The organism is Pseudomonas sp. GYB4201 (assembly GCF_056312595.1).
Map to the genome: position 1 here is coordinate 22,884 of NZ_JBWGIG010000035.1, position 26,231 is coordinate 49,114.

The following is a 26,231-nucleotide window of genomic DNA, read 5'->3' on the forward strand; positions in this document are numbered from 1 at the left end:
TCAGTCCTCCAGTTCGCTGGCGTCGTCCACGTAGCGCAGGCCCTTCTCGGCCAGGCGTGGGCGCATGTTGTAGATGTCCAGGCCCAGCTCGCCGCTGGCCAGGCGCAGGCGCTTGGCCTCTTCCAGGTCGGCGCGCTTGCGGGCGGCCTCGACCACGGCCGGCAGCTCGGCGCGACGCACCACCACCACGCCGTCGTCGTCGGCCAGCACCACGTCGCCCGGCTCTACCAACTGGCCGGCGCAGATCACCGGGATGTTAACCGAACCCAGGGTCTCCTTGATGGTGCCCTGGGCATGCACGGCCTTGGACCACACGTGGAAGCCCATGTCGCGTAGGGTGTGGGTGTCGCGCACGCCGGCTTCAAGGATCAGGCCGCGCACACCGCGGGCTTGCAAGGAAGTGGCCAGCAGGTCGCCAAAGTAACCGTCGGTGCAGGGCGAGCTGGGCGCCACCACCAGGATGTCACCGGCCTGGCACTGCTCCACGGCGACGTGGAACATCCAGTTGTCGCCAGGGGCCACCAGCACGGTAACCGCCGAGCCGCTGATGGCCACGCCTTGCTGGATGGGGCGCATGAACGGCGCCAGCAGGCCCTTGCGGCCCTGGGCTTCGTGCACGGTGGCCACGCCGTACTGGCGCAGCTCGTCGATCAGGGCGCTGTCAGCACGCTGGATATTACGGACTACGACGCCGGTCTTTCCTACGAGGCTCATCCCAGGTTCTCCGTCACGCGAGGGAAGATGCTCTGGTAGCCCTCGCCGTAGATGATGTCTTTCTTCGCGGTGATGCCGATGTTGCGCTTGGCCTGCACGCCACGTTGCAGGGCAACGCGGGTGTAGTACTCCCACAGGTGTTCCTGGCCGGCCATGCACTGAATGGCGGCGTACTTCTGGTCCCACACCTCGGTGATGTCCAGCAGCACGTCGGGCTTCCACTCGCACTGCTCGGGCTGGTGCGGCTCGAAGCTGTATACCGGCGGTGCGCCGACAATCTTCTCGCCCGGTTTGTAGCCTTCGGCCTGGGCGATGATGCGCGCTTCCTGGGCCAGGTGGGTAGCCAGCGGGTGGTCGTAGTTGTAGGGGTCCTTGAGCGAGTGGCTGAGCACAAACTCCGGCTGCACGCGGCGGAACACGTCGGCCAGGCGGAACAGGGTGTCGGTGTCGGCGCGCATCGGGTAGTCGCCGATGTCGAAGAACTCGACGGTGGCGCCCAGCACCTCGGCGGCGGCCTCGGCTTCCTGGCGACGGCCGGCCTTGACGATTTCCTCGGTCATGCCCGGGCCCTTGCGCCACATTTTCGCCGACTCGCCACGCTCGCCGAACGACAGGCAGACGATGTGCACGTCGTAGCCTTGCTTGGCGTGCAGGGCGATGGCACCGCCGGCGCGCCAGACGAAGTCGGCGGAGTGGGCGCTGACCACCAGGGCGGTCTTGTTGGTGTTGGCAGACATGGTGGGCTCCTGTGTTGGGAATGGCTTCATCCTGTCACCCGGCCTTGGCGGGGAATATTGCCTTCGGTTACGCTAGGTATACTTTTTATTTATCGGGACCTGCGCCATGGTCGACGAACTGCCCAACCTGCTGCAGGTCCGCGCCTTTGTGCGCGTGGCCGAACACGGCAGTATCTCCCGCGCCTCGACCCTGATGTTCCGCGCCCAATCGGTGGTCACCCGGGCCATTCGCGACCTGGAAGTGCGCCTGGACGTGCCGCTGTTCGAGCGCCACGCCAGCGGCATGCTCCTGACCGACCAGGGCAAGCGCGTGCTGGCCCGGGCACGGCGCACCCTGGCGGAGCTGGAGAGCGTGCCGGCGCTGCTGGGCAACGTCGCCGGCCATGCCGCCGAGCCGCTGTACCTGCTCAACGCGCGGCGCCTGGAACTGTTCATCGCCCTGTGCCAGACCCGCCACATGCAGACCGTGGCCAGCCTCTACGGCCTGACCCAGCCGGCGGTGAGCGCGGCGTTGAAGGTGCTGGAGGGCGGCAGCGGCTGCCTGCTGTTCGAACGCTCGTCCCGCGGCCTGCAACCGACCCGCGCCGCCAGCGAGATCCTCGCGCCGCTGCGCCGCGCCCTGAACGAGCTGCGCCACATCGACGCCGACCTGGCCGCCCTGCGCGGTTCGCTGCAGGGCACGGTCAACGTCGGTGCCCTGCCCTTGGGCCGCAACCGCCTGCTGCCAGCCGCCATCGTCGCGCTGACCGCCCAGCACCCGGGCGTGCGGGTGGCCACCAATGAAAGCCCGTTCGAGCTGCTGGCGTCGGAGTTGCGTGCGGGGGATGTGGATTTTGTCTTCGGCGCCCTGCGCCCGGCGGACTTCGCCAGCGACCTGCACGGCGAGGCGCTGCTGACCGAGGCCATGGTGCTGCTGGCCCGCCGCGATCACCCGCTGCAAGGCCAGGCCATCGGCCCGGCCGACCTGCAGAGCATGCGCTGGGTGCTGCCGCGCGCCGGCAGCCCGGCTCGCGGCCTGCTGAACAACCAGTTCGCCGCCTGGGGCTTTGCCGCGCCATTGCCGGTGGTGGAAAGCGCTGACCTGGCGATCATCCGCGGCCTGCTGCTGGGCTCGGACATGATCGCCGCGGTGTCAGCCCACCAGTTGGGCCACGAGATCGACAGCGGCGAGCTGCAGCCCCTGGACCTGGCGCTGCCGCTCACCGCCCGCCCCATCGGCCTCACCTATCGCAGCGCCGGCCTGCATGCGCCAGCGGCCCAGGCGTTGATGGAGCAGATTCGCGCCGAGGTGGCTCAGCGCTTGCCGGCCACCGAGTAAAGCACCTGCTGGTTGCGGGTCTTCTGGAAGTCTTCCAGCGACAGGCCACGGAAGGCTGCGTAGATGTGCAGGTTGGACACCCCCACCACCGCGCCCAGCTTCTCCAGCAGGAAGAAGATCACGCCGTACTGCAGCAGCCCCAGCCAGTCGCGGCGGCGCACCAGCTCGCGCTCTTCCTCGCTCAACTGGGCGTCTGCGAACAACGCCTCGGGGTCGGCGAGGAAACGCTCGCGGAACGCCGGCACGATCAAGCCGTGCAGGAAGCGGTTTAAGCGGTAGCCCTTGTGGCTGCGCTCCAGGGTGAAGGGGTAGGTGCCAGGCAGGTTTTCCACGCCCTTGAGCTGATGGTCGATGTGCTCGCGGTGGCGCGCCAGCACGTCCACCGGCACCTCGCGGGCCTGGTTTTCCAGGACCAGGGTGGCGATGCCGGTCATCGATGGCAGGTAGTAGCCCTCGTGGCGCTTGATGACGTTGGACGACAGCGCGCCGCGCATGATCAGCCAGGTGATCACCTCCGAGCCTTCCATGCCGCCCAGCTCGGCGTATTCGGCCAGGGTGATGTCGGTGAGGCGCTGCGGGTCGTTCACCAGCAGGTCGAGGAATTGCGCATCCCATTCCGGGTTATTGAAGCCGCAACGCTCGCCGTGCACCTGGTGCGACACGCCGCCGGTGGCCACCACGGCGACCTTGATGTCCTCGGGGAAGCTTTCGATGGCGCGGCGCAGGGCCTGGCCCAGCTTGTAGCAGCGCTTGGCGCTGGGGATGGGGAACTGCAGCACGCCTACGTGCAGCGGCACCACTTTCACCGGCCACTCGGTGTCGAACGGCAGCAGCGCCGACATGGGCGAGAACAGGCCGTGGTCCACGGGTTTGTCGCGGAAGAACGACATGTCGAATTCATCGGCCATCAGGCTGCGGCCGATGTGCCGCGACAGCTCGGCATGCCCGCCAATGGCCGGGATGGCGCGCTTGCCACCGCCTTCGTCGGCCACTTCGTAGCGCTCGTCCACGCCCAGGCAGAAGGCCGAGTAATGGTCGAAGAAGAACGAGGTCACATGGTCGTTGAATATGTAGAACAACACATCGGGCTGTTTCTCTTCGAGCCAGGCCTTGATCGGCTCGAAATCCTTGAAAATCGGCGCCCACGCCGCTTCTTCCTGCTTGTTGTTGTCTACGGCAAAACCGATGGTAGGCGTGTGGGAAACGGCGAGACCGCCAATGATGCGCGCCATGCAAACCTCTGCTCGCTGGAAATGAAATTCTTGTGATGAGGCAGGCTAACCCAGGCCCCGGCCAGCGTCGTCTGTGTAATGGTTATAGAGGGGTCGTTTTTGTTTATCGCCCTGGCGCATGGTGACTATTAACGCAAACGCTCTGGCCTGCGGCTTTGCTAACGCTTAGCCTTGGCAGCAGCAGACGCAGCCTTCGGCAGCTGCTACGGGTTTTCGTAGCAGCGGCCAAAGGCCGCGTCCCCGCTAATCCCCAGACATCGCCGCCGAGCCCCGCCCCATGACCAGCCTCACCGAGCCCGTGCACATGAAGCACCCCACGATGACCCGCGCCATGGTGGCGCTGTTCGCCTTCTGCTGCGGCGCCATCGTCGCCAACATCTACTACGCGCAGCCGATCATCGAGCTGATCGCCCCGGACATCGGCCTGTCGGCCCACGGCGCCAGCCTGATCGTGTCGCTGACGCAGATCGGCTACGCCGCCGGCATCTTCTTCCTGGTGCCGCTGGCCGACCTGCTGGAAAACCGCAAGCTGATGCTCGCCACCACCCTGCTCGCCACGCTCAGCCTGATCGGCGCGGCGCTGAGCCAGCAGCCCAGTGTATTTCTGGTGGTGTCGCTGCTGATCGGCTTCAGTTCGGTGTCGGTGCAGATGCTGATTCCGCTGGCCGCGCACATGGCCGACGAAAGCTCGCGCGGCCGCGTGGTGGGCAGCATCATGGGTGGCCTGCTGGTGGGTATCCTGCTGGCGCGGCCGCTGTCCAGCGTGATCGCCGACCACTTCGGCTGGCGCGCGGTGTTCTACGTCGCCGCCGTGGTAATGGTCGCGATCACCCTGGTGATGGCGCGTACCATCCCCCACCGCCAACCCGACCACAGCGCCAGCTACGGCCAGTTGCTGGCCTCGCTGGGCACCCTGGTGCGCCGCCATCGGCTGCTGCGCCAGCGCTCGCTGTACCAGGGCATGATGTTCGCCACCTTTAGCCTGTTCTGGACCGCCGTGCCGCTGGAGCTGTCGCGGGTGCACGGCCTGAGCCAGAGCCAGATCGCCATCTTCGCCCTGGTGGGGGCCATCGGCGCCATTGCCGCGCCGATCGCCGGGCGCCTGGCCGATGCCGGCCACACCCTCCGCGCCTCGCTGGTGGCCATGGTGCTGGCACCGCTGAGCTTCACCACCGCCCTGCTGCTGCCCGGCCATGCCGTGGTGGCCCTGGCCCTGACCGGGGTACTGCTGGACTTCGCCGTGCAGATGAACATGGTGCTGGGCCAACGCATCATCTACAGCCTGGACGCCAGCAGCCGCGCCCGTCTGAACGCGCTGTATGTGACCAGCATCTTCGTCGGCGGCGCGGTGGGCTCGGCCATCGCCAGCAGCCTGTACGAGGCCGGCGGCTGGGCGTTGATCGTCAAGGTGGGGTGTGCGATTCCACTGGTGGGCCTGGTGGCCTTCCTGTGGAACAGCCGGCTCAAGGCAGCAAAATGACCTTCTGGCTGCTGCCGCCGTTGACGTCGGCGTAGGCGGCCAGGCCGTCGGCCAGCGGCACTTCCAGCAGGTCCACGGGCAACGGCAGGGTGCCGTTGTCGAAGTGCTGGCCGAACTGTTCGAGCATGCGCGCACAGGCGGCGCAGTTGTACAGCAGGCTGTTGACGCCCACCAGCACGCCGCCCTTGCGGTACAGGCCCAGCGCCGAGAACTCCACCAGGCCGTTGACCGGCGCGGCAATGATGGCGATGCGGCCGAAGGTGGCCAGGGCGCCGACCGCGGCCGGCAGCCAGAAGCCGGTGGTGTCGAAGATCACCTCGGCGCCGCCGGGGAACACCGCCTCCACCTGGGCCGCCAGGGTCTCGGCCTGGTCCAGCAGAATCACCTCATAGCCCTGGGCCTGCAGCGCCTTGGCCTGCTCCGGGCGACGCACGGCCGCCAGCACCTGGGCGCCGCGCACCCGGGCCAGGGCCATGGCCGCCGTGCCCACCGCGCCGTTGGCGCCCAGCACCAGGAAGCGCGTGCCCTGGGTCACCTGGCTGCGTTCCACCGCATCCCAGGCCGTGGTGTAGGGCACGCCCAGGCTGGCGGCCTGGGTGAAGCTCAAGGCCTTGGGTTTCAGCGCCACGCCGTCGGCAGGCACGGTGAGGTACTGGGCGTGGCTGCCGTCGTGCTTGAAACCCAGGTCGCTGCCGGTGCCCCACACGTCCTGCCCCAGCAGGTGCTGCGGGCCTTCGATGACCACGCCGGCGAAATCGCGGCCCGGCACCCGGGGCAGCGTGGTGTAGGGGAAACGCCCGAGCACGTTCTTGACGTCGCTGGGGTTCAGGCCGGCGGCCTTGACCTGCACCAGCACCTGGCCCTGGACGGGCACCGGGGTGGGCAGTTCGACGACGTTCAGGTTGGCCAGATCACCGGTGCGGTTGAATTGCAGCGCTTTCATGGGGAACTCCCTGGGGTTGATGCCCGGCAGTCTATGGCCGACGCGGCCGGGGTGTCGGTCAAGCGCTTCATCCTGTCGGCCATCTTGGTGCTCATCGCGGATCATCTTCGTGCTTGCGGGCCAGCGCAGCCGTCGGCAGCGGCTACAAGCGGTGTAGCCGCTGCCTAAGGCTGCCGAGGCCGCCCCACCCCCCGAAAAGTTCAGGGGGGCGGGTAGAGGGAGGGCGCCACGCCCAGGGCGCGCTTGAACATGTCGCTGAAGCTGCTGGGCGAATAGCCCATGGCGCGGGCGATGGTGCTCACCGGCACGCCCTGGATCAGCTCGGCCGCCGCCGTCGCCAGCTGCACCTGCCGGCGCCATTCGGCAAAGCCCATGCCCAGGCTGGCCTGGAACAGCCGCGCCAGGGTGCGCACGCTGGCGCCGGCGCTGGCGGCGTGCTGCTCGAAGGAAACCTCCAGCGACGGCTGGGCCATTACTGCCTGGCACAGGTTCATCAGCCGCCGGTCGGAGGAATCGGGCAGCGGCACGCGCATGGCGCTGCGGCGGGCCTTGTGCAGCTCCAGCACCGCCAGTTGCGCCAGCGCCTGGTAATACTCGCCCTGGCGCTCCGCTTCATGGCCCACCAGGGTCAGGATCAGCTCGCGCAACAGGCTGCCCACCTCCAGCACCTGCACATGGCGGTCGAGGGTGGCGGCAATGGCCGGGCGCAAGTAGATATTGCGCATCTGCAGGTCGGTGACCACGCGAATGCCGTGGGGCACCCCGGGCGGCAGCCACACCGCGCGCTGCGGCGGCACCACCAGCGCCTCGGTTGGGGTTTCCACCCACATCACCCCGCTGACGGCGTACAGCAACTGCCCCCACACATGCTCGTGAGGCTCCACGAACAGCCCGCGCGGGTAGGTGCGCGCCAGCGGCTGCACGGGAATTTCGGTGTTGCTGAGGTCGGGCGGGGTGGCGATGGCCATGGCAGTGCTGACGCAAGAAGACAAGGCACCTAGGTTAACCAACCGCCCTGGCGGCGGCCAGTAGCCCTTCGGCGGGTAGCTTCGCAGATGAAAAATTCTTAACCTTTCCAGGTAGATAGTGCGACAGCCCGCCGCAGAGCGGCCGACTGGCCGATCATCGAACCGGTTCGTACATTTTGGCTTGACCCTGGGTAGCGGCTTCAATAGCCTGCCGGGCAACAACTACAAAGACGAGAATCACCCCATGCCTGATAACAACTCGGGCGCAGTGACGATCGCCGCCGCGACTCGTTCCGCTGCTGCCTCTGCCGTGCGCCCCAGCCGTGCCCGCTTTGTAATTTTGACCTTGCTGGCGGTCGGTACCATCATCAACTACCTGGACCGCAGCATCCTCGGGATTGCCGCCCCGACCATGACCGGCGAACTGGGCATCGACCCGGCGCTGATGGGCGTGATGTTCTCCGCCTTCGCCTGGAGCTACGTGCTGGCCCAGGTGCCTGGCGGCGCCCTGCTCGACCGCTTCGGCAGCGGCAAGACCTACTTCGTCGCCGCCAGCGCCTGGTCGCTGACCACCCTGCTGCATGGCCTGGTGAGCGGCTTCGCCTCGCTGATCGGCCTGCGCCTGCTGCTGGGCGTGAGTGAAGCCACCTGTTTCCCCACCAACAGCCGCGTGGTCGCCACCTGGTTCCCGCAGCAGGAGCGCGCCCGCGCCACCAGCATCTACACCGTGGGCGAGTACATCGGCCTGGCGTTCCTCAGCCCGCTGCTGTTCATGCTGCTGGCCCACTATGGCTGGCGCTCGTTGTTCGTGCTGACCGGCATCATCGGCCTGGTGTTCGCCCTGGTGTGGAAGATTCGCTACCGCGAGCCGCACGAGTGCACCAGCGTCAACCAGGCAGAACTGGACTACATCGAGGCCGGTGGCGGCCTGGCGCCGAAAGAGCAGAAGAAAACCCCGTTCTCGTGGGCCAGCCTGCGCAAGCTGCTGGGCTACCGGCAGATCTGGGGCGCCTGCCTGGGCCAGTTTGCCGGTAACTCCACTCTGGTGTTCTTCCTGACCTGGTTCCCCACCTACCTGTCCACCGAGCGCCACATGGGCTGGATGAAGATGGGCTTCTTCGCCGTGCTGCCGTTCATTGCCGCCGGCTGCGGTGTGATGCTGGGCGGCTGGTTCTCCGACCGCCTGATCCAGCGCACCGGCAACGCCAGCCTGGGCCGCAAACTGCCGATCATCGCCGGCCTGCTGATGGCCAGCAGCATCGTGTTGGCCAACTTCGTGCAAAGCGACCAGGCGGTGATCGCCATTCTGTCCATCGCTTTCTTTGGCCAGGGCATGGTCGGCCTGGGCTGGACGGTGATCTCTGACATCGCCCCGAAAAAACTCATCGGCCTGAGCGCCGGGGTGTTCAACCTGGTGACTGGCATCGCGGGCATCAGCACCCCGCTGGTGATCGGTTTCATCGTGTCCAGCAGCGGTTCGTTCACCGGCGCGCTGTGGTTCATTGGTGGGGTGGCGTTGGCAGGTGCGCTGGCGTACCTGTTCCTGCTGGGTGAAGTGAAACGCCTGGAAGTCTAACCCCCACACCGCTTGCGTAGCCGCTGCCGACAGGCTGCGCTGGCCCTGACGTACACTGGAGATGTCCGGCGTAGGTGATGGCCAGCGCAGCCTGCGGCAGCGGCTACGCATTTCAGCGTCGTAGGGTTAACTGCGGCCCATGTGCTGGACGATGTAATCGACGAAGCTGCGCAGCTTCGGCGACCGGTAGCGCTCCTGGGGGTAGACCAGGTGCATCGGCCGCACCGGCAGGTGCCAGTCCGCCAGCAACGGCAGCAGCCGGCCATCGTCCAGTTCCTCGCGCACCAGCGCATCGGGCAGCATCACGATGCCCAGCCCCGACAACGCCGCGCGCTTCAACGCCGGGGCGCTGTTGACGGCGATGCGCCCGCTGACATCCACCGTTACCTCGCCATCTGCCCCGGTCAACCGCCAATGCTTCTGCGTCCAGCGCCATTCGGTGCCGGCCGGGTAGGCGAACGCCAGGCAATCGTGCTCGGCCAGTGCCTGCACCGTTGTCGGCACGCCGCGCCGGGCCAGGTACGTTGGGGCTGCGCACAGGGTCAGGCCGTAGTCGTGCAGCGGCCGCGCCACCAGGCTGGAGTTCTCCAGGGTGCCCAGGCGAATGGCGGCGTCGAAGCCCTCCTCCACCAGGTCCACCAGCCGGTCAGTCAGCACCACGTCGAGGTTCACCGCCGGGTTGGCGGCCAGGTAGCCGGCCAGGCAGGGCATCAGGCATTCGGCGCCGAAAGTCGGCGGCGCGGTGACCCGCAAGGTGCCGTGGGGCACGGCCTGCACCTCCTCGGCCAACTGCTCGGCGGCGCTGACCTGGCCGAGTATGTCCAGGCAACGCTGGTAGTAGGCGCTGCCAAACTCGGTGAGGCTCTGGCGCCGGGTGGTGCGGCGCAGCAGGCTGACGCCCAGGCGTTGCTCCAGCGCGCGCAAATGGTTGCCCACCATGGTGGTGGACATGCCGCACGCTTCGGCGGCGGCGGTCATGCTCCCGCCCTCCACCACTTGGACGAATACGCCCATGGCCTGAAACAGGTCCATTAGCCACTCCTGCTTTAAAGTTCTTTCAGTGTAGAGCCGTTTATCCCGCCTTGCTGGATAAACATACTGAGCTGGCCCACTACAAGGAGACGGCCCCCATGAATGCCCCCCAAGCCCTGCCCGGCAACCACCCCAGTCTGATGAACAACTACCAGCCGCTGCCCATCAGTTTCACCCGCGGTGAAGGTTGCCGGCTGTGGGACAGCGAGGGCCGCGAGTACCTCGACGCCCTGGCCGGCGTGGCAGTGACCTCGGTGGGCCACAGCCACCCGCGCATCGTCGAGGCCATTCGCGAGCAGGCCGGCCTGCTGCTGCACACCTCCAACCTGTACCGCATCGACTGGCAGGTGCAGCTGGCGCAGCAGCTGACGGCGCTGGCCGGCATGCAGCGGGCGTTCTTCTGCAACTCCGGCGCCGAGGCCAACGAAACCGCGCTGAAGCTGGCGCGGCTGCATGCCCAGCGCAAGGGCATCCGCCAGCCGCTGGTGGTGGTGATGGAGAACAGTTTCCATGGCCGCACCTTCGCCACCCTGTCGGCCAGCGACAGCCCCAGCTGCCAGGCCGGCTTCGCGCCGCTGATGGACGGTTTCATCAAGGTGCCGTTCGGCGACGTGCTGGCCATCCAGGCCCTGGCGCAGAGCCACGGCCAACGCATTGCCGCCGTGCTGGTGGAACCGGTACAGGGCGAAAGCGGCGTGCAGGTGGCGCCCGGTGGCTACCTGGCGGCGTTACGGGCCCTGTGCGATGAACAGCACTGGCTGCTGATGCTGGACGAGATCCAGACCGGCCTGGGCCGCACCGGCCGCTGGTTCGCCGGCCAGCATGAAGGCGTGGTGCCGGACGTGATGACCCTGGCCAAGGCCCTGGGCAACGGCGTGCCCATCGGCGCCTGCCTGGCCGCTGGCCCCGCCGCCGAGCTGTTCGGCCCTGGTAGCCACGGCAGCACCTTCGGCGGCAACCCGCTGGCCTGCCGGGTGGCGTGCACGGTGCTGGAGATCATGGAACAGGAAGGCCTGGTGGCGAACGCCGAGCGCCAGGGGCGGCTGATGCTGGACGAACTGCGCACGGCGTTGAAGGGCCACCCCCAGGTGCTGGCGGTGCGCGGCCACGGCTTGATGATCGGTATCGACCTGGCATTCCCGGCGCGCCACCTGGCGGAGCTGGCGGCGCGTGAGCACGGCGTGCTGATCAACATCGCCCGCGGCCAGACCATCCGCCTGCTGCCGCCCCTGACCCTGGACGACGCCACTCGCCAGGCCATGGTCGCGCGGCTGCTGGGATTGCTGGAATCAGTGCGGTGAATGCCCCGGCGGGCCGATCAGTTCGCGGACCTTGGCCACCACGTCATCGATCTTGAACGGCTTGTCGAACACGGCGGCGAACAGTTGCGGGGTAGCACGGCCAATGCTGCCCTGGGCACCGCTCATCAGCAGGATGGGCATGTCCTTGTACAGCGCGTGCTCGCGGATCTTGCGGGCCATTTCCAGACCGTCCATCACCGGCATCATGAAGTCGGTGATCACCAGCGCCGGCCGCTCGCGCTCCAGCACTTCCAGGCCCTTGCGGCCATTGGCTGCCTTGACGACCTCATAGCCCTCATCCTCGAACGCCAGTTCAAGGATGTTGGCAATCATGAATTCGTCGTCGACGATCAGGATAGTGCTCATGTCAGCTCGACCGGGGCGTCTTCAAGGCTTGCTGACCGCCGAGGCGCTTCCGGATAACACTGCCTCTGCATGCTTGAACGCCTTCTTCAGATCGATGCCGCTTTCGTCGATGACCAGCTCCAACAGCGACGGGTCATAAACGCTGTCCCTTACTTTAAGGATGGACAGCAAGCGTTTTAGTTCAGCTTCATATTCCACGAACCGCAGCAGCAGGATGTTGTCGACGATGCTCGACAGGTCCGGCGTCGGCGACGTGATCTCGGGGCCGAACAAACCGCGGATCTCCCAGGTCACGAACACGGTCACGCCGCGGGCGCGCAGCTCGCCCATCAGGGCGCTGAAAAACTCGGTGAGGCGCGCCTGGTTGGTGGCGCAGCGGGTCATGCCGCCCAGGCTGTCGATCAGCACGCGCTTGATGCGGTGCTCGTCCACCTGCTTGAGCAGGCGTGCGCCCAGGCCGTCCACCAGCCCTTCGGTGGTGGGCTGCCAGGCCACGAACAGCGCGCCGGCGTCCTGCATGGCCTGGAAGTCGTAGCCCAGGGCCTTGGCCTTGATGGCCAGGCGTTGCGGCGACTCGTAGAAGCCGAAATGCAACGCCGGCTCGACGTGGCTGCCGGCGCCCAGGAAGTGAATGCCCAGGGAGGTCTTGCCGATGCCCGAGGGGCCCATGGCCAGGGTCACCGAGGAGCGCGGCAGGCCGCCGCCGATCAGTTTGTCCAGCGCCGGCACGCCGCTTGGAAGGCGCGTCAGGTCGGCGCTGTCGGGGCGCGACGGGTGGCTGTAGAGGCTTTCCAGGCGCGGGTACACCACCAGGCCGTCGTCGGTGATCTCGCATTCGTGCAGGCCCGACAGCGCGCCGCTGCCGCGGGTCTTGCGCAGCTGGATGCGGCGCACCGAACGGGTGCCGAACAGCTCTTCGCCCAGTTCGATGACGCCGTCGACCATGGTGTGCTCGGGGCTGCCGTCGTCCAGCCGCGAGCTGGTGAGGAACAGCACGGTGCAGCCGGCGAAGGCGGCGTGGCCCTGCAGTTCGGAGATGAATTTCTTCGTGTCGATCTGCGACTCGGCCTTGGAGCGCGCGTTGAGCAGGCCGTCGACGATCAGCACCGTGGCCTTCTGCCGGCTGATCTCGCGGCGCAGCAGCTTGACCACCTCGTCCAGGCCTTCGTTTTCCAGGGTGTCGAAGGCGCTGACGAACTGGATCTCGTTGCCGATGCGGCCAGCGTCGAAGAACCGCAGGGTCGACAGGTACTGGAAGAGCCGCTCGTGGGACTCGGCCAGCAGCGTGGCCACCAATACTCGCCCGCCATTGCGCACGTGGTTGAAGCCCAGCTGGTTGGCCAGGATGGTCTTGCCCGACCCCGGTCGCCCCTGGACGATATAGGACGAACCTGCGACCAGCCCGCCCTTCAACAGAAGGTCGAGCCCTTCAATACCGCTTTCAAGGCGTTTTAGCTGTTCCAAGATCCGGCCTGCCTTTCATGAATAATCGCCGAGATAGACTGCCCCGTGTACGGAACGTTTAATCTCTTGATGGATAAGGAATTCTATACCGCATCGCGAGCATGCAGAAAAGTTTATCTCAGCCTTCTGTAGCAGCGGCCGCCAGGCCGCGTCCCAGGCCCATCGACAGGGTCAATCGCGCTATCGAAACAAGCGATTAGACGTGCAGGCGTTGAGCCATTAGCTTTCGCGGCAATCAATGTCGCAAATCGTCGCAGGGCCAGGATGGCGCAGCGTAAGACAGCGCACCCTTTTTCCACCTGGCTCGCGAGTACCTTCCATGTCCTTGAACACCCCCCAGCAGATCGCCGAGATGGCCATCGAAACCGGCACCAAGAAAGCCCAGGCCTCGCTGCCCGCGATCCTGGTGCTGGGCTTCCTGGCCGGCGCCTTCATCGCCCTGGGCTTTTTGCTCGACATCCACGTCAGCACCATGATCCCCGGCGCCTGGTCGTCCCTGGGCAACCTGCTCGGCGCCGCCGTGTTCCCGCTGGGCCTGATTTTGGTGATCCTGGGTGGCGGCGAACTGCTGACCGGCAACATGATGACCCTGCCCATGGCCCTGTTCAGCGGCAAGATCAGCCTGGCCGCGCTGCTGCGCAACTGGCTGCTGGTGACCGTGGCCAACCTGCTGGGCGCGCTGTTCGTGGCCTACTGCTTCGGCCACGTGCTGGGCCTGACCGAAGGCCCGTTCCTGGCCAAGACCCTGGCGATTGCCAACGCCAAGGCCAGCGCCGACTTCACCCACGCGTTCGTCTCGGGCATCGGCTGCAACTGGATGGTGTGCCTGGCGGTGTGGCTGTCGTACGCCAGCAAGGAAGTCACCGGCAAGATCCTGGGCATGTGGTTCCCGGTGATGGGCTTCGTGGCCATCGGCTTCCAGCACGTGGTGGCGAACATGTTCGTGATCCCGGCGGCCATCTTCGCCGGTGCCCTGGACTGGAGCCAGTGCGCCAACAACCTGGTGGCGGTGTTCCTCGGCAACGCCGTGGGTGGCGCGGTGTTCGTGGGCCTGGCGTACTTCGTGGCGTTCGGCAAGCAGGCCGAGGCCGCTGCTACCCCGGTAGCTGAAGCCCACCGCTGAGGCAGGACGCGCGCCTGGGGGGAATCGCGTAACGGCCACCACCCGCCGTCCACACGGCGGGCCGCAGCCTTGCGGCAGCAGCTACATTTGTTGCAACGTGCCATGGCCTGATGGATCGGCGTTGGCTGAGGTGTTACAAAGACGTTTTCGTTACTGCCGCGCATCCCCCCATGAACATCGATGACAGCATGATCACCCGGGCGATCTTCGCCCTGCTCTCCCAACGCGCCCCCGAAGACTCCATCTGCCCCAGCGACGTCGCCCGCGTGCTCAGCGCCGACGAGGCGCTGTGGCGCGCGTTGATGCCGGACATCCGCCGGGTGGCCTCGTGCCTGGCCCAAGCTGACGTTTTGCGCATCACTCAAGGCGAAGCCACCCTGGCCCCGGACCGCATCGGCAGCGGCCCCATACGGCTGCGCCGCGGTCGACTGATGCGCTGAGTGATAACATCCGCGCATCAATACATCAGAAATATGCAGTTATCATTTCAAAATATTTCCGCGACCATCGTCCCCCTACAAAAAACCCATGTGCCCCGTTGCACGTGTCATAAAAATGATGGGAGATGCACATGCAGTCCTCACCCCAGGGCGCGTCCGCGTCCGCTCGCGCCAAAGCCGGCGCGGTATTCCGTGTTACCTCGGGCAATTTCCTCGAACAGTTCGATTTCTTCCTGTTCGGGTTCTACGCCACCCACATCGCCGCCGCCTTCTTCCCCGCCAGCAGTGAATTCGCTTCGCTGATGATGACCTTCGCCGTGTTCGGCGCAGGCTTCCTGATGCGGCCCTTGGGCGCAGTGATCCTTGGCGCCTACATCGACGACGTCGGCCGCCGCAAGGGCCTGATCGTGACCCTGTCGATCATGGCCAGCGGCACGATATTGATCGTGCTGGTGCCCGGCTACGAGACCATCGGCCTGCTGGCCCCCGCCCTGGTGTTGCTGGGCCGCCTGCTGCAAGGCTTCTCGGCCGGCGCCGAGCTTGGCGGCGTGTCGGTGTACCTGGCGGAAATGGCCACCCCCGGCAAGAAAGGCTTCTACACCAGCTGGCAGTCGGCCAGCCAGCAGGTCGCCATCGTCGTGGCTGCCGCGCTGGGCTACGGCCTGAACCAGTGGATGAGCGGTGACGACATCGCCGCCTGGGGCTGGCGCATTCCGTTCGCCGTGGGCTGCATGATCGTGCCGTTCATCTTCCTGCTGCGTCGCAAGCTGGAAGAGACCGAAGAGTTCAGCGCCCGCCGTCACCGCCCGGCCATGCGCGAGGTGTACAACACCCTGGTGGCCAACTGGACCATCGTGGTGGCCGGCATGCTGATGGTGGCCATGACCACCACCGCCTTCTACCTGATCACCGTGTACGCGCCCACCTTCGGCAAGAGCGTGCTCAACCTGAGCACCGCCGACGCGCTGATGGTGACCCTGCTGGTGGGTGTGTCGAACTTCATCTGGCTGCCTATCGGCGGCGCGCTGTCCGACCGTATCGGCCGCAAGCCGATGCTGATCGCCATGACCGTGCTGGCCATCGCCACCTCGTACCCGGCGTTGTCGTTCCTGGCCCAGGCGCCGAGCTTCGCGCACATGCTGGAAACCCTGCTGTGGCTGTCGTTCATGTACGGCATGTACAACGGCGCGATGATCCCGGCGCTGACCGAAATCATGCCGGTGGAAGTGCGCGTGGCCGGTTTCTCCCTGGCCTACAGCCTGGCCACCGCAGTGTTCGGCGGCTTTACCCCGGCCATCTCCACCGCGCTGATCCACAGCAGCGGCGACAAGGCCGCACCCGGCTACTGGATGAGCTTCGCCGCCCTGTGCGCCCTGTGCGCCACCCTGTACCTGTACCGCCGCGGCAGCGCCCAGCTGCGCGCCGCCGTGTGAGGGGCGTGGCCATGAAGAAATTGCTCAACAGCCTGGCCGCCCTGACCCTGGGGCTGGCCGCCGCGGGCCTGGCCCAGGCCCAGGACCTGACCGTGATGACCTCGGGCGGCTTCACTGCCGCCTACAAGATCCTCGGCCCGCAGTTCGCCGCGGCCCATGGCGACCAGCTGAACACCGTGCTGGGCCCGTCCATGGGCAAGGCCGCCGAGGCCATCCCCAACCGCCTGGCACGCGGTGAGCAGGCCGACGTGGTGATCATGGTCGGCTACGCCCTGGACGACCTGATCAAGCAGGGCAAGGTGCTGCCCGCCTCGCGGGTGGAGCTGGCCGACTCGCGCATCGGCCTGGTGGTGAAAGCCGGCGAGCCGAAGCCGGACATCAGCAGCGTCGCCGCCTTCAAGCAGGCGTTGCTGCAGGCCAGGTCCGTGGGTTATTCCGATAGCGCCAGCGGCGTCTACGTACAGGACCAGCTGTTCAAGCGCCTGGGCATCGAAGCCCAGCTCAAGCCCAAGGCGAAGATGATCGAGCGCATTCCGGTGGCCGGTGAAGTGGCCAAGGGCGAGCCGCAACTGGGCCTGCAACAGGTCAGCGAGCTGTTGCCCATCGCCGGCGTGACCTACGTGGGCAAGATCCCCGAGCCGTTGCAGTCGGTGACGCGCTTCGCCGCCGGCATCCCGGTGGGCGCCGCGCACCCGGCCGAGGCCAAGGCCCTGCTCGACTACATGGCTTCGGCCCAGGCGCAGTCGGTGGTTACCGGCACCGGCCTGGACTCAGTGCCTCACTGATCTTCCAGGGGTTTCTTGAACTCCCTGATCAACTGCTCCAGTTCCAGCGCCGCCGGGGTCAACAGCCGGCCCCGGCGACGGATCAACCCCACGCTGCGCAACACCTCGGGCTCCACCAGCGGGATGCTGGTCATCCACTGGTGCTCGCCCAGCGGCAAGGCCATGGACGGCACCGCCGCAATCCCCAACCCCGCCTCCACCAGCCCAAGCATGGTCGTCACATGGCGGGTCTCGCAGATGCTCGGCCGCGCCGGGCGGATGTGCAGCAACGCCTGGTCCAGCACGAAGCGGTTGCCGGAGGTCTTGTCCACCGAGATGTAGTCGTGCTGGAAATACTCTTCCCAGCTCAGCTGCTTGCGCCCGGCCAGGGGGTGGTCGCGGCGGCAGGCGGCCACGTAGTGCTCCTGCACCAGCAGTTCGAATTCCAGCTCCGGCGGCAGGTTGCCGGTGAAGCTCAGGCCCAGGTCGGCCTCGCCGCTGAGCACGGCCTGCTGCACGTCGTTGGCGCTGGCGTCGAGCACCTTCACGCGAATGCGCGGGTAGAGCTTGTGGTAGCGGGCCACCACCTTGGGCATGAAGTAATAGGCGGCCGACGGCACGCAGGCCACGGTGACGTTGCCCAGGCGCGTGGAGGCCACTTCGCTGATGCCCAGCAGGGCGATGTCCAGGTCATTGAGCAGGCGTTCGGCGCTGGGGGCGAAGGCGCGGCCGACCATGGTCAGGTTGACGCGGCGAGTGGTGCGGTCGAACAGCCGCACGTTGAGCGCGCTTTCCAGCTTTTCGATGCGCCGGCTCAACGCCGGCTGGGAGATGCTGATGGCCTCGGCGGCCTTGCGAAAACTGCCCTTCTCCACCACTGCGCGAAAGGCCTGCAGGTCGTTCAGGTCGAAATTGATGCTCATCCCGGTCACTCATGCCGAATTTTATTTATCCGATCAGCTTAATGCATGAATGAGCAAGATTGATGCTGGACCATAGTCGAAAGACCGTTCGTCGCCGGCGATGCACCAACACTGAAGCAGCGCAATCCACTGTAGGGAGCGGTGGTTCTCATCGCATGACTAACAATAACGACGGAGAATTCCCATGGACGCATTCAAAGCAGGCACGCTTGCCCTGGCCATTGCTCTGACCGGCGCACTTGCCGGCACGGCCTTCGCTGCCACCTCCAACGACTTTGTCAACGCGGCGGCGTCAGGCGGCATCACCGAGGTCGAGGCCGGGCGCCTGGCCCTGGAAAAAAGCAGCTCAGCCGACGTGAAGACCTTTGCCAACCAGATGATCAAGGACCACGGGGCGGCCAACGAAAAACTCACGGCCCTGGCGCAGAAGCTCGACATCGAAGTACCGGACAGTGCCACGCTGACCCAGCAGGCCAAGCAGAAAGTGCTGGAGATGCGCGATGACTCCTTCGACAAGGCCTACGCCGCCAACCAGGTCAAAGCCCACGAAGACACTGTGGCGCTGTTCAAGAAAGAAGCCGCGTCCTCCGACAAGCCGGAGTTGAAAGCCTTTGCGGAAAAAACCCTGCCTACGCTTGAAGAACACCTGAAAATGGCCAAGGCGCTGCAAGCCAAGCATCAGTAAAACCCGGTGCGCACGGCCGTGGATTTCCCACGGCCCTGCGCCAGCGTTTACCATGAGCGCTTTATGCCCTGCCAAAAGTCTTTCATGAACGCCGACGCCCTCGCTATATTGCAGCAACACCTCAGCACCGCCCTGCAACACCCGCCTGCCGAAACCCGCCGCCTGTTCCACGGCCGCGGCCGCTGCTGGCCGGGCCTGGAGCAGATCACCGTGGACTGGCTGCAAGGTGTGCTGCTGGTGTCGCTGTTCCGCGAACCCGCCGCCGACGAGCTGGCTGCGCTGAAGCCAGTGCTGCTGGCACTGGCCCAGGCCACCCCACAGGTGCACAGCCTGATCCTGCAACACCGCTACCTGCCCGACAGCGCCGCCGAGTGGCTGCTGGGCGAGCCGGTGGAGCAATGGTTCATCGACGAGGACGGCCTGCGCTACCAGCTGGACCTGGGCCGCAAGCAGAACATCGGGCTGTTCCTGGACATGCGCTACGGCCGCCAATGGGTGCGCGAGCACGCCGCCGGCAAGCGCGTGCTGAACCTGTTCGCCTACACCTGCGGCTTCTCGCTGACGGCCATCGCCGGCGGCGCCGAGCACGTGGTGAACCTGGACATGGCCCGCGCCGCCCTGAGCCGCGGCCGTGACAACCACCGCCTGAACGGCCACGACCTGGAACGCGTGAGCTTCCTGGGCCACGAGCTGTTCAAATCCTGGGGCAAGGTCAAGCGTGGCGGCCCCTATGACCTGGTGATCATCGACCCGCCGTCGTTCCAGCGCGGCAGCTTCGTGCTCACCCAGGACTACCGCAAGGTGCTGCGCAAGCTGCCCGAGCTGCTGACCGAACAGGGCGTGGTGCTGGCCTGCGTCAATGACCCGGCCATCGGCTCCGACTTCCTGATCCAGAGCATGGCCGAGGAAGCGCCGCAGCTGACCTTCCAGCACCGTCTGGAAAACCCGCCGGAATTCCCCGACGCCGAGGCCGAAGGCGGCCTCAAGGCGCTGGTATTTACCAGCGCATGAACCCCGCATGACTGCGTAGCCGCTGCCGCAGGCTGCACTGGCCCTTGCCCACGCTGAAAATCTCCAGCGTACGCCAGGGCCAGCGCAGCCTTGCGGCAGCGGCTACAGGGTTTGATCAGGGAAGGTGAACGGCAGGTTGCTCTCTTGGGCAATGCCACTTACCCTCTGCGGGCTTTTTCATGCGTGCAGCAGGAAGCCGGTGCAACTCCGGCGCGGTCGCGCCACTGTGTTCGGGCCTCCCGAAAGCCAGACCTTGCTGCCCGCCATTTCTTTCGCCCAACGGACGCGCCATCCCGGGAGCCGCTGCATGCTGTTACGCCGCCTTGCCTTTGCCTGCCTGTGTTTATCCGCCGCCTCGGCTTTTGCCGCCGCGCCGGCCAGCCACTACCCGCTGACCGTGCAGAACTGCGGCCACAGCGTGCGCATCGACGCCCCACCGCAACGGGCGGTCAGCCTCGGCCAGGCCAGCACCGAATTGCTGCTGTCCCTGGGCCTGGGCCCGCGCATGGTCGGCACCGGCGTGTGGTTCGGGCCGCTGCCGCCGTCGCTGGCCGCTGCCGGCGCCAAGGTGCCACGCCTGGCCGACAACGCCCCCAGCTTCGAAGCCGTGGCCAAGACCGCGCCGGATATCGTCGTGGCGCAGTACACCTACCACATCGGCCCCCAGGGCGAGGTGGCGACGCCCGAGCAGTTGCTGAAGCTGGGTATCCCCTCCTACGTGTCGCCCAGCGACTGCGACGGCAAGGGCGTGACCGCCACCTCCAACGCCGATGGCAGCCGCAGCCAGCTGTATTCCCTGGCCCTGGTGGACAAGGAAATCAGCGAACTGGCAGCTATCTTCGACGTGCCCGCCGCCGGCCAGGCCCTCAGCGCACACCTGCATGAACGCGTGGCGGCCGCCGTGAAACTGGCCAACGCCACCGCGCACCCACCGCTGTCGGTACTGTACTGGTTCTCCAGCACGCGCCTGGAAGGCGACCCGTGGGTGGCCGGCAAGCACGGCGCGCCGGGCTATATCTCCCAAGTGCTGGGCCTGCGCAACGTCATCGACAGCGATGAGGAATGGCCCGGGGTGAGCTGGGAGAGTATCGCCGCCCGCGACCCCGACGTGATCGTGCTGGCGCGCATGCAGCGCCGCCTCTACCCCGCCGACGACGTCGAGAAGAAGCTGGCCTTCCTGCGCAACGACCCGGTGACCCGCGAACTCAAGGCGGTGCGCAACGGCCGCCTGATCGTGGTCGACGCCAACACCCTTAACCCGTCCATGGGTGTGGTCGACGCCATCGAACAGATCGCCAAGGGCCTGGCCGACACGGGCAAGGCGCCTTGATGCCACTGGAAAGTTCCGGCCTCCGCCGTTGGGCCCTGGCCCTGCTGGCGCTGTTCAGCCTGGGCCTGTCGATTGCCCTGGCGGTGTCCCTGGGCGAGCTGGACATTCCCCTGGTCGTGACCCTCAAGGCGCTGCTCAACGGCCTGGGGCTGGGCGCCTATGACGTGCCGCGGATCCAGCAGGGCATCATCTGGGAATACCGCCTGAGCCGCGCGCTGGTAGCCGCCTGCTGCGGCGCTGGCCTGTCGCTGTGCGGCGCGGTGTTGCAGGCGCTGCTGCGCAATGCCTTGGCCGATCCGTATGTGCTGGGCATCAGCGCCGGTGCCTCCACCGGCGCGGTGTTGGTGATGCTGCTGGGCCTGGGCGGCGGCTTGATTGGAATCTCCCTGGGGGCTTTCCTCGGTGCCGCACTGGCGTTCGGCCTGGTGGTGTTGCTGGCCACCGGCATTCGCGGCGGCCCGGCCCAGGTGATATTGGCCGGCGTGGCCGGCGCGCAGCTGTTCAACGCCCTGACCGCCTGGATCGTCTCCACCTCGGCCAACGCCGAACAGGCGCGCAGCGTGATGTTCTGGCTGCTGGGCAGCCTGGGCGGCGTGCGCTGGGCGGACGTGGGCCTGGCGGCGGCGGTGGTGGGCGCCGGCCTGCTGGTGTGCCTGTACTGCGCACGCACCCTGGATGCCTTCGTGTTCGGCGACGACGCCGCCGCCAGCCTTGGCGTGCCGGTGGCGGGCCTGCGCTGGTTGCTGTTCGGGGTGACGGCGCTGATCACCGCCACCCTGGTGAGCATCGTCGGCGCCGTGGGTTTCGTCGGCCTGGTGGTGCCGCACATCGCCCGCCTGCTGGTGGGCCCGCGCCACGTACGGCTGCTGCTGGCCTGCGTGCTGATCGGCGCCAACTTCATGGTGCTGGCCGACATCGCCTCACGGTTGATCGTGCCCGGCCAGGTGCTGCCCATTGGCGTGGTCACCGCCCTGGTCGGCGCGCCGGTGTTCGCCGCCCTGCTCTACCGCAACCGGGCAGCGCCATGAGCCTGCGCGCCGACAACGTCGGCTGGAGCGTCGACGGCCAGGTGATCATCGACGGCATCAGCCTGGACCTGCCCGCCCAGGGCACCCTGGGCCTGATTGGCCCCAACGGCTCCGGCAAGTCGACCCTGCTACGCCTGCTGGCCGGCCTGCGCACGCCCAGCCAGGGCAGCGTCAGCCTCGACGGCCGCCCGCTGGCGCAATGGCCGCGCAAGGCTGTGGCCCGGCGCGTGGCGCTGGTGGAACAGCACGCCGGCACCGAGGTGAACATTCGCGTGCAGGACATCGTGCGCCTGGGCCGCACCCCGCACCGCGGCGCGCTGTCGGCCTGGACCCAGGAGGACCAGGCCATCGTCGAGCAGGCCCTGGCGCGCACCGGCCTGGGCGCGCTGCGGCTGCGCAGCTGGCACAGCCTGTCGGGTGGCGAACGCCAGCGCACGCAGATCGCCCGCGCCCTGGCCCAGGGCCCCAGCGAACTGCTGCTGGACGAGCCCACCAATCACCTGGATATCCAACACCAGCTGCAGCTGCTACAACTGATTCAGGGCCTGCCAGTGACCTGCGTGATGGCCCTGCATGACCTGAACCTGGCCGCGATGTTCTGCGACCGCCTGGTGCTGCTGCAACAGGGCCGGGTGGTGGCCAGCGGCAGCCCCGAACAGGTCCTCACCGCCGAGCGGGTCGCCCAGGTTTACGGCGTGCGCTGCGTGGTCAGCCCCTCCGCCCACCATGGCCGCCCGCACATTCAATACCTGCCCTGAGGCATGGCCCATGAAAACCGTCCTGGTCATCGGCATCGGTGCCGGCAACCCTGACCACCTGACCTTGCAGGCGCTGAAGGCGCTGAACCGCGTCGACGTGTTCCTGCTGTTCGACAAGGGCCCGGCCAAGCACGGGCTCAACGACCTGCGCCGTGACCTGTGCACGCGCCTGGCCACCGAGCGGCCCTGGCGCATGGTGGAAGCCGACAACCCGCCGCGCGGGCCTGACGGCGACAGCTATGCGGGTGCGGTGCGGCAGCTGAACGACGACAAGCAGCGGCTGATCGAGCGGCTGATCGCCGATGAAGTCGCCGATGGCCAGTGCGCGGGCATCCTGGTGTGGGGCGACCCGGCCCTGTACGACAGCACCCTGCGGATTTTGCAGGCGATCCTGGCCGCCGGCCGCGAGGTGTTCGAGTACCAGGTGATACCCGGCATCACCGCCGTGCAGGCGCTGGCCGCGGCCCATCGGGTGCCGCTGAACGAGATCGGTGGCTCGGTGCGCATCAGCCCGGGGCGGCAGCTGGGGAATGCGTTGGGTGCAGGTGACAGCCAGGTGGTGATGCTGGACGCCCATCAGGCGTTCAACCGCCTGCGTGGCCAGGGGTTGCATATCTGGTGGGGCGCCTACGTGGGCAGCGCCGATGAGATCCTGATTGCCGGGCCACTGGACGAGGTGGCCGACCAGATCGCGCACGCGCGCGAACAGGCACGGCTGCGCCACGGCTGGATCATGGATACCTACCTGTTGAAGCGCACCCCGTAGCAGCTGCCGCAGGCGGCGTCCGGGGCCATGCGGTATTCCAGGAACACCGTGGTGCTGGGGGACGCGGCCTGCGGCCGCTGCTACGAGGGCGGATCGATGGGGGGTATACATTCGCGTAGCAGCTGCCGCAGGCGGCGTCCGGGGCGGTGCGGTATTCCAGGAAGACCGTGGCGCTGGGGGACGCGGCCTACGGCAGCTGCTACGAGGGCGGATCGATGGGGGGTATACATTCGCGTAGCAGCTGCCGCAGGCGGCGTCCGGGGCGGTGCGGTATTCCAGGAACACCGTGGTGCTGGGGGACGCGGCCTGCGGCCGCTGCTACGAGGGTGGTACAGGGGACGCAGTATTGCGGCCGGGAAATGAAAAAGGCCGCTTGCGCGGCCCTTTTCAGGTGGGCAGCACGGCTTAGTAGCGCGTGATATCCGCCTTGGTTTCCAGCGCCTTGCGGTAGGCCGCGAAGTCCTGCTGGCCAGCACGCGAGGCCAGGAAGCGGCGGTATTGCGCTTTCTCGGCATCGGTGGCGGCAGCGGCTTCGTTGACACCGTTCAGGCGGACCAGCACGTAGCTGCCATCGGACAGGCTGACGCTGTCGTAGACCGGCTTGTCCTTGCCCACAGGCTTGGTCATGCGGAATACGTCCTGCAGCACGGTCGGATCGATACCTTCCTGGCTACGCGACACGGCTTCCTGGGTTTTCCAGGCCTGGCCTTCCTGCGTTGCAGCCAACGGGACCTTGCCGTCGCGCAGGCCGGCCACCAGGGCATCGACCTTGGCCTTGACCTGCTCGCTGGCCTTGACCTGCGCCAGGTGCTTGCGGATCGCGTCGGACACAGCTTCCAGCGGCAGTTGCGCCGGCTTGCGGTGTTCACGCACGTGCACCACCACGGTGGTCTCCGGGTCCAGCTCGATGGCCGAGCTGTTGGCGCCTTCGTCCATCACTTCCGGGCTGAACGCGGCTTGCACCACGGCACGGTTGGCGGTCACGCCTTCGCTGCCACCTTCGCGGCCAAACGGCGCGGAGGTCTGCACCTTCAGGCCCAGGTCAGCGGCTGGCTGCACCAGGTCGGAGGCTTCGTACGAGGAGTCTTCCAATTTCTTGGCAGCGTCCACGTACATCTGCTCGACCTGGGCGGTCTTGGCGTCACGGGTCAGCTTGTCTTTCAGGCTGGCGAAGGTAGGCGCCTGAGGAGCCTCCACACCCAACAGCTTGATCAGGTGCCAGCCGAACTGGCTGCGCACCGGCGCCGATACCTGGTCCTTGTTCAACGCGTACAGCGCCGTCTCGAAGGCAGGGTCATAGACGCCCTTGCCGGCGTAGCCCAGGTCACCGCCATTGTTGGCCGAACCCGGGTCCTGGGAGAACTCCTTGGCCAGCTTGGCGAAGTCTTCCCCCTTGGCCAGGCGCGCCTGGATCTCTTCGATCTTGGCCTTGGCCTGGGCGTCGGTGGTCTTGGCGTTGACCTCGATCAGGATGTGCGCGGCACGACGCTGCTCGGTGAGCGCGGCGGTCTGGGCCTTGTAGGCGGCCTGCAGGTCTTCGTCCTTGACGGTGACCTTGTCGAAGAACGACGACTTCTTCAGCTCGATGTAGTCAATCACCACCTGGTCGGGGCTCATGAACTCCTTGGCGTGCTCGTCGTAGTGCTTCTTCACTTCATCGTCGGTGACCTTGATGGCCGACGGGTCAGCTTTGAAGGTCAGCGAGGCGAAATCGCGCGTCTGCTTTTCCAGGCGGGCGAACGCCTGCACCTGGGCATCGGTGACGAAGCTGCTGCCGGCGACACCGGCGCGCAGTTGGCCGACCAGCATTTCCTGGGCCATCATCTGGCGGAATTGCAGGCGCGAGTAGCCCATCTGGCGGATCACGGCATCGAAGCGATCGGCGCTGAACTTGCCGTCCACCTGGAATTCAGGCGTTTGCAGGATCAGTTGGTCCAGCTCGGCTTCCGAGAAGCTGAACTTGGCATCGGTAGCGCCCTGGATCAGCAGCTTGCGGTCGATCAGGCCCTTGAGGGCCGCTTCACGCAGCATCTTCTCGTCGAGCATGGAGGCGTCGAAATCCTTGCCCAGCTGTTGCATCAGCTGGCGGCGTTGCATTTCGACCGCCTGGGCCAGCTCGCTCTGGGTGATGGCGTCGCCATTGACCTTGGCCGCGTCGGCGGTGTGGCTGGTGGCTTTGAAAATGGCATCGAAGCCGGTCAGTGCCATCAAGGCAACGATGACACCGATGATGGTCTTGGCAATCCAGCCTTGTGAATTGTCCCTGATATTCTGCAGCATGCGTCCCCCAGAAACGGTTGTACTGATTAAGCAACCGCGGAGAGTGGGTAGAATCCGGATAGAAGAAAGGCGCATCCGAGGATGCGCCTTCTCGTAACAGGCGGAGCAAGCGCCGGCGCCGTGCGTCGGCTTGAGACCAGCTCAATGGCTGCTCCGCTTCCAGGTCGGAAATTTTTCCCGCCCCGGTCGGGCAAAGGCGTGAAAGGCTTAGTTTACCGCTTCTTTCAGTGCTTTGCCGGCTTTGAAGCCAGGCTTCTTGGCAGCAGCGATTTCCAGGGTCTTGCCAGTCTGTGGGTTACGGCCAACGCGAGCTGGGCGGTCAGTCACAGAGAAAGTACCGAAACCTACCAGTACCACGGAGTCGCCAGCCTTCAGAGCGCCAGTGACGGATTCGATAACTGCGTCCAGCGCGCGGCCAGCTACAGCTTTCGGGATATCAGCAGATGCGGCGATAGCATCAATCAGTTCCGACTTGTTCACTCTTAAGTCCCCTTATATCTATATGAGTTTGTTTCTAAGTATGTGGTAAAGCTAAAACTGTGCCGGGAGGCTGCTGACA

General features: G+C 66.5%; 25 protein-coding genes. 14 read left to right on the forward strand and 11 right to left on the reverse strand.

Annotated features, from left to right (window positions below):
* The gene (locus AC0Z2B_RS25495; RefSeq protein ID WP_476300338.1) at nucleotides 1–714 is read right to left on the reverse strand and encodes a 4-carboxy-4-hydroxy-2-oxoadipate aldolase/oxaloacetate decarboxylase; all 714 of its coding nucleotides are present in this window, start codon (nucleotides 712–714) and stop codon (nucleotides 1–3) included.
* Nucleotides 711–1,451, reverse strand: coding sequence for a 4-oxalmesaconate hydratase (gene galB / locus AC0Z2B_RS25500; protein WP_416425788.1), 741 nt, complete (start codon nucleotides 1,449–1,451; stop codon nucleotides 711–713). Before galB ends, AC0Z2B_RS25495 begins: the two co-directional genes overlap by 4 nt.
* A gap of 106 nt (nucleotides 1,452–1,557) precedes the next feature.
* Here galB and AC0Z2B_RS25505 point away from each other — a divergent pair, with 106 nt between their 5' ends.
* Complete coding sequence (locus AC0Z2B_RS25505) at nucleotides 1,558–2,769, forward strand: LysR family transcriptional regulator (protein ID WP_476300340.1); 1,212 nt, start codon at nucleotides 1,558–1,560, stop codon at nucleotides 2,767–2,769.
* On the opposite strand, the gene AC0Z2B_RS25510 is transcribed toward AC0Z2B_RS25505, so the two are convergent.
* Nucleotides 2,745–4,001: a gallate dioxygenase gene (locus AC0Z2B_RS25510; RefSeq protein WP_476300343.1), complete on the reverse strand. Its 1,257-nt coding sequence runs from the start codon at nucleotides 3,999–4,001 to the stop codon at nucleotides 2,745–2,747. The genes AC0Z2B_RS25505 and AC0Z2B_RS25510 overlap by 25 nt on opposite strands.
* 277 nt (nucleotides 4,002–4,278) lie before the next feature.
* Here AC0Z2B_RS25510 and AC0Z2B_RS25515 point away from each other — a divergent pair, with 277 nt between their 5' ends.
* Nucleotides 4,279–5,481 carry an MFS transporter gene (locus tag AC0Z2B_RS25515; RefSeq protein WP_476300346.1) on the forward strand — a complete coding sequence of 401 codons (1,203 nt, stop codon included), beginning with the start codon at nucleotides 4,279–4,281 and terminating at the stop codon, nucleotides 5,479–5,481.
* Here the strand turns inward: AC0Z2B_RS25515 and AC0Z2B_RS25520 are convergent.
* On the reverse strand, nucleotides 5,465–6,424 hold the full coding sequence (locus AC0Z2B_RS25520; protein WP_476300348.1) for a quinone oxidoreductase family protein: 960 nt from the start codon (nucleotides 6,422–6,424) through the stop codon (nucleotides 5,465–5,467). The two genes, AC0Z2B_RS25515 and AC0Z2B_RS25520, sit on opposite strands and share 17 nt — an antisense overlap.
* A 200-nt stretch (nucleotides 6,425–6,624) precedes the next feature.
* On the reverse strand, nucleotides 6,625–7,392 hold the full coding sequence (locus AC0Z2B_RS25525) for an AraC family transcriptional regulator (protein WP_476300350.1): 768 nt from the start codon (nucleotides 7,390–7,392) through the stop codon (nucleotides 6,625–6,627).
* A gap of 310 nt (nucleotides 7,393–7,702) precedes the next feature.
* Here AC0Z2B_RS25525 and AC0Z2B_RS25530 point away from each other — a divergent pair, with 310 nt between their 5' ends.
* Complete coding sequence (locus tag AC0Z2B_RS25530) at nucleotides 7,703–8,968, forward strand: MFS transporter (protein ID WP_476300382.1); 1,266 nt, start codon at nucleotides 7,703–7,705, stop codon at nucleotides 8,966–8,968.
* 126 nt (nucleotides 8,969–9,094) lie between these two features.
* Here AC0Z2B_RS25530 and AC0Z2B_RS25535 read toward each other — a convergent pair whose 3' ends face one another.
* Nucleotides 9,095–10,000 (reverse strand): LysR family transcriptional regulator, encoded by a 906-nt coding sequence (locus tag AC0Z2B_RS25535; protein ID WP_476300352.1) that lies wholly within the window; start codon nucleotides 9,998–10,000, stop codon nucleotides 9,095–9,097.
* A 98-nt stretch (nucleotides 10,001–10,098) separates the two neighbouring features.
* Here AC0Z2B_RS25535 and AC0Z2B_RS25540 point away from each other — a divergent pair, with 98 nt between their 5' ends.
* Nucleotides 10,099–11,301, forward strand: a complete 1,203-nt coding sequence (locus AC0Z2B_RS25540; protein WP_476300354.1) for an acetylornithine/succinylornithine family transaminase — start codon at nucleotides 10,099–10,101, stop codon at nucleotides 11,299–11,301.
* Here the strand turns inward: AC0Z2B_RS25540 and AC0Z2B_RS25545 are convergent.
* Complete coding sequence (locus tag AC0Z2B_RS25545; RefSeq protein ID WP_416425800.1) at nucleotides 11,290–11,667, reverse strand: response regulator; 378 nt, start codon at nucleotides 11,665–11,667, stop codon at nucleotides 11,290–11,292. The two genes, AC0Z2B_RS25540 and AC0Z2B_RS25545, sit on opposite strands and share 12 nt — an antisense overlap.
* A gap of 21 nt (nucleotides 11,668–11,688) precedes the next feature.
* Nucleotides 11,689–13,134: an ATPase domain-containing protein gene (locus AC0Z2B_RS25550; RefSeq protein WP_476300384.1), complete on the reverse strand. Its 1,446-nt coding sequence runs from the start codon at nucleotides 13,132–13,134 to the stop codon at nucleotides 11,689–11,691.
* 316 nt (nucleotides 13,135–13,450) lie between these two features.
* On the opposite strand from AC0Z2B_RS25550, the gene AC0Z2B_RS25555 reads away from it, so the two are divergent.
* From AC0Z2B_RS25555 to AC0Z2B_RS25570, 4 genes are all read left to right on the forward strand, one after another.
* Nucleotides 13,451–14,254 carry a formate/nitrite family transporter gene (locus AC0Z2B_RS25555; RefSeq protein WP_473003782.1) on the forward strand — a complete coding sequence of 268 codons (804 nt, stop codon included), beginning with the start codon at nucleotides 13,451–13,453 and terminating at the stop codon, nucleotides 14,252–14,254.
* A 170-nt stretch (nucleotides 14,255–14,424) separates the two neighbouring features.
* Nucleotides 14,425–14,694, forward strand: coding sequence for a DUF3253 domain-containing protein (locus AC0Z2B_RS25560; protein WP_416425804.1), 270 nt, complete (start codon nucleotides 14,425–14,427; stop codon nucleotides 14,692–14,694).
* A 131-nt stretch (nucleotides 14,695–14,825) separates the two neighbouring features.
* Nucleotides 14,826–16,127: an MFS transporter gene (tcuC, locus tag AC0Z2B_RS25565; protein WP_416425806.1), complete on the forward strand. Its 1,302-nt coding sequence runs from the start codon at nucleotides 14,826–14,828 to the stop codon at nucleotides 16,125–16,127.
* Nucleotides 16,128–16,138: 11 nt separating this feature from the next.
* Nucleotides 16,139–16,912 (forward strand): substrate-binding domain-containing protein, encoded by a 774-nt coding sequence (locus tag AC0Z2B_RS25570; RefSeq protein WP_416425807.1) that lies wholly within the window; start codon nucleotides 16,139–16,141, stop codon nucleotides 16,910–16,912.
* Here the strand turns inward: AC0Z2B_RS25570 and AC0Z2B_RS25575 are convergent.
* Nucleotides 16,906–17,814, reverse strand: a complete 909-nt coding sequence (locus tag AC0Z2B_RS25575; protein ID WP_416425808.1) for a LysR family transcriptional regulator — start codon at nucleotides 17,812–17,814, stop codon at nucleotides 16,906–16,908. The genes AC0Z2B_RS25570 and AC0Z2B_RS25575 overlap by 7 nt on opposite strands.
* Nucleotides 17,815–17,998: 184 nt before the next feature.
* Here AC0Z2B_RS25575 and AC0Z2B_RS25580 point away from each other — a divergent pair, with 184 nt between their 5' ends.
* The 6 genes from AC0Z2B_RS25580 (at nucleotide 17,999) to cobF (ending at nucleotide 23,392) form a co-directional block, all read left to right on the forward strand.
* The gene (locus AC0Z2B_RS25580) at nucleotides 17,999–18,499 is read left to right on the forward strand and encodes a DUF4142 domain-containing protein (protein ID WP_476300359.1); all 501 of its coding nucleotides are present in this window, start codon (nucleotides 17,999–18,001) and stop codon (nucleotides 18,497–18,499) included.
* 84 nt (nucleotides 18,500–18,583) lie between these two features.
* A complete protein-coding gene (locus AC0Z2B_RS25585) occupies nucleotides 18,584–19,510 on the forward strand; it encodes a class I SAM-dependent methyltransferase (RefSeq protein ID WP_476300360.1) in 927 nt (308 codons plus the stop codon).
* A 307-nt stretch (nucleotides 19,511–19,817) separates the two neighbouring features.
* Nucleotides 19,818–20,840, forward strand: a complete 1,023-nt coding sequence (locus AC0Z2B_RS25590; RefSeq protein ID WP_476300363.1) for an ABC transporter substrate-binding protein — start codon at nucleotides 19,818–19,820, stop codon at nucleotides 20,838–20,840.
* On the forward strand, nucleotides 20,840–21,868 hold the full coding sequence (locus AC0Z2B_RS25595; protein WP_476300365.1) for a FecCD family ABC transporter permease: 1,029 nt from the start codon (nucleotides 20,840–20,842) through the stop codon (nucleotides 21,866–21,868). The genes AC0Z2B_RS25590 and AC0Z2B_RS25595 overlap by 1 nt, the downstream gene beginning before the upstream one ends.
* Nucleotides 21,865–22,626: an ABC transporter ATP-binding protein gene (locus tag AC0Z2B_RS25600; protein WP_476300367.1), complete on the forward strand. Its 762-nt coding sequence runs from the start codon at nucleotides 21,865–21,867 to the stop codon at nucleotides 22,624–22,626. The genes AC0Z2B_RS25595 and AC0Z2B_RS25600 overlap by 4 nt, the downstream gene beginning before the upstream one ends.
* 10 nt (nucleotides 22,627–22,636) lie before the next feature.
* Nucleotides 22,637–23,392, forward strand: coding sequence for a precorrin-6A synthase (deacetylating) (cobF, locus tag AC0Z2B_RS25605; RefSeq protein WP_476300369.1), 756 nt, complete (start codon nucleotides 22,637–22,639; stop codon nucleotides 23,390–23,392).
* A gap of 405 nt (nucleotides 23,393–23,797) precedes the next feature.
* On the opposite strand, the gene AC0Z2B_RS25610 is transcribed toward cobF, so the two are convergent.
* The gene (locus tag AC0Z2B_RS25610; protein ID WP_476300372.1) at nucleotides 23,798–25,672 is read right to left on the reverse strand and encodes a SurA N-terminal domain-containing protein; all 1,875 of its coding nucleotides are present in this window, start codon (nucleotides 25,670–25,672) and stop codon (nucleotides 23,798–23,800) included.
* A gap of 207 nt (nucleotides 25,673–25,879) precedes the next feature.
* On the reverse strand, nucleotides 25,880–26,152 hold the full coding sequence (locus tag AC0Z2B_RS25615; RefSeq protein WP_166359462.1) for an HU family DNA-binding protein: 273 nt from the start codon (nucleotides 26,150–26,152) through the stop codon (nucleotides 25,880–25,882).
* Between the last annotated feature and the right edge of the window lie 79 nt (nucleotides 26,153–26,231).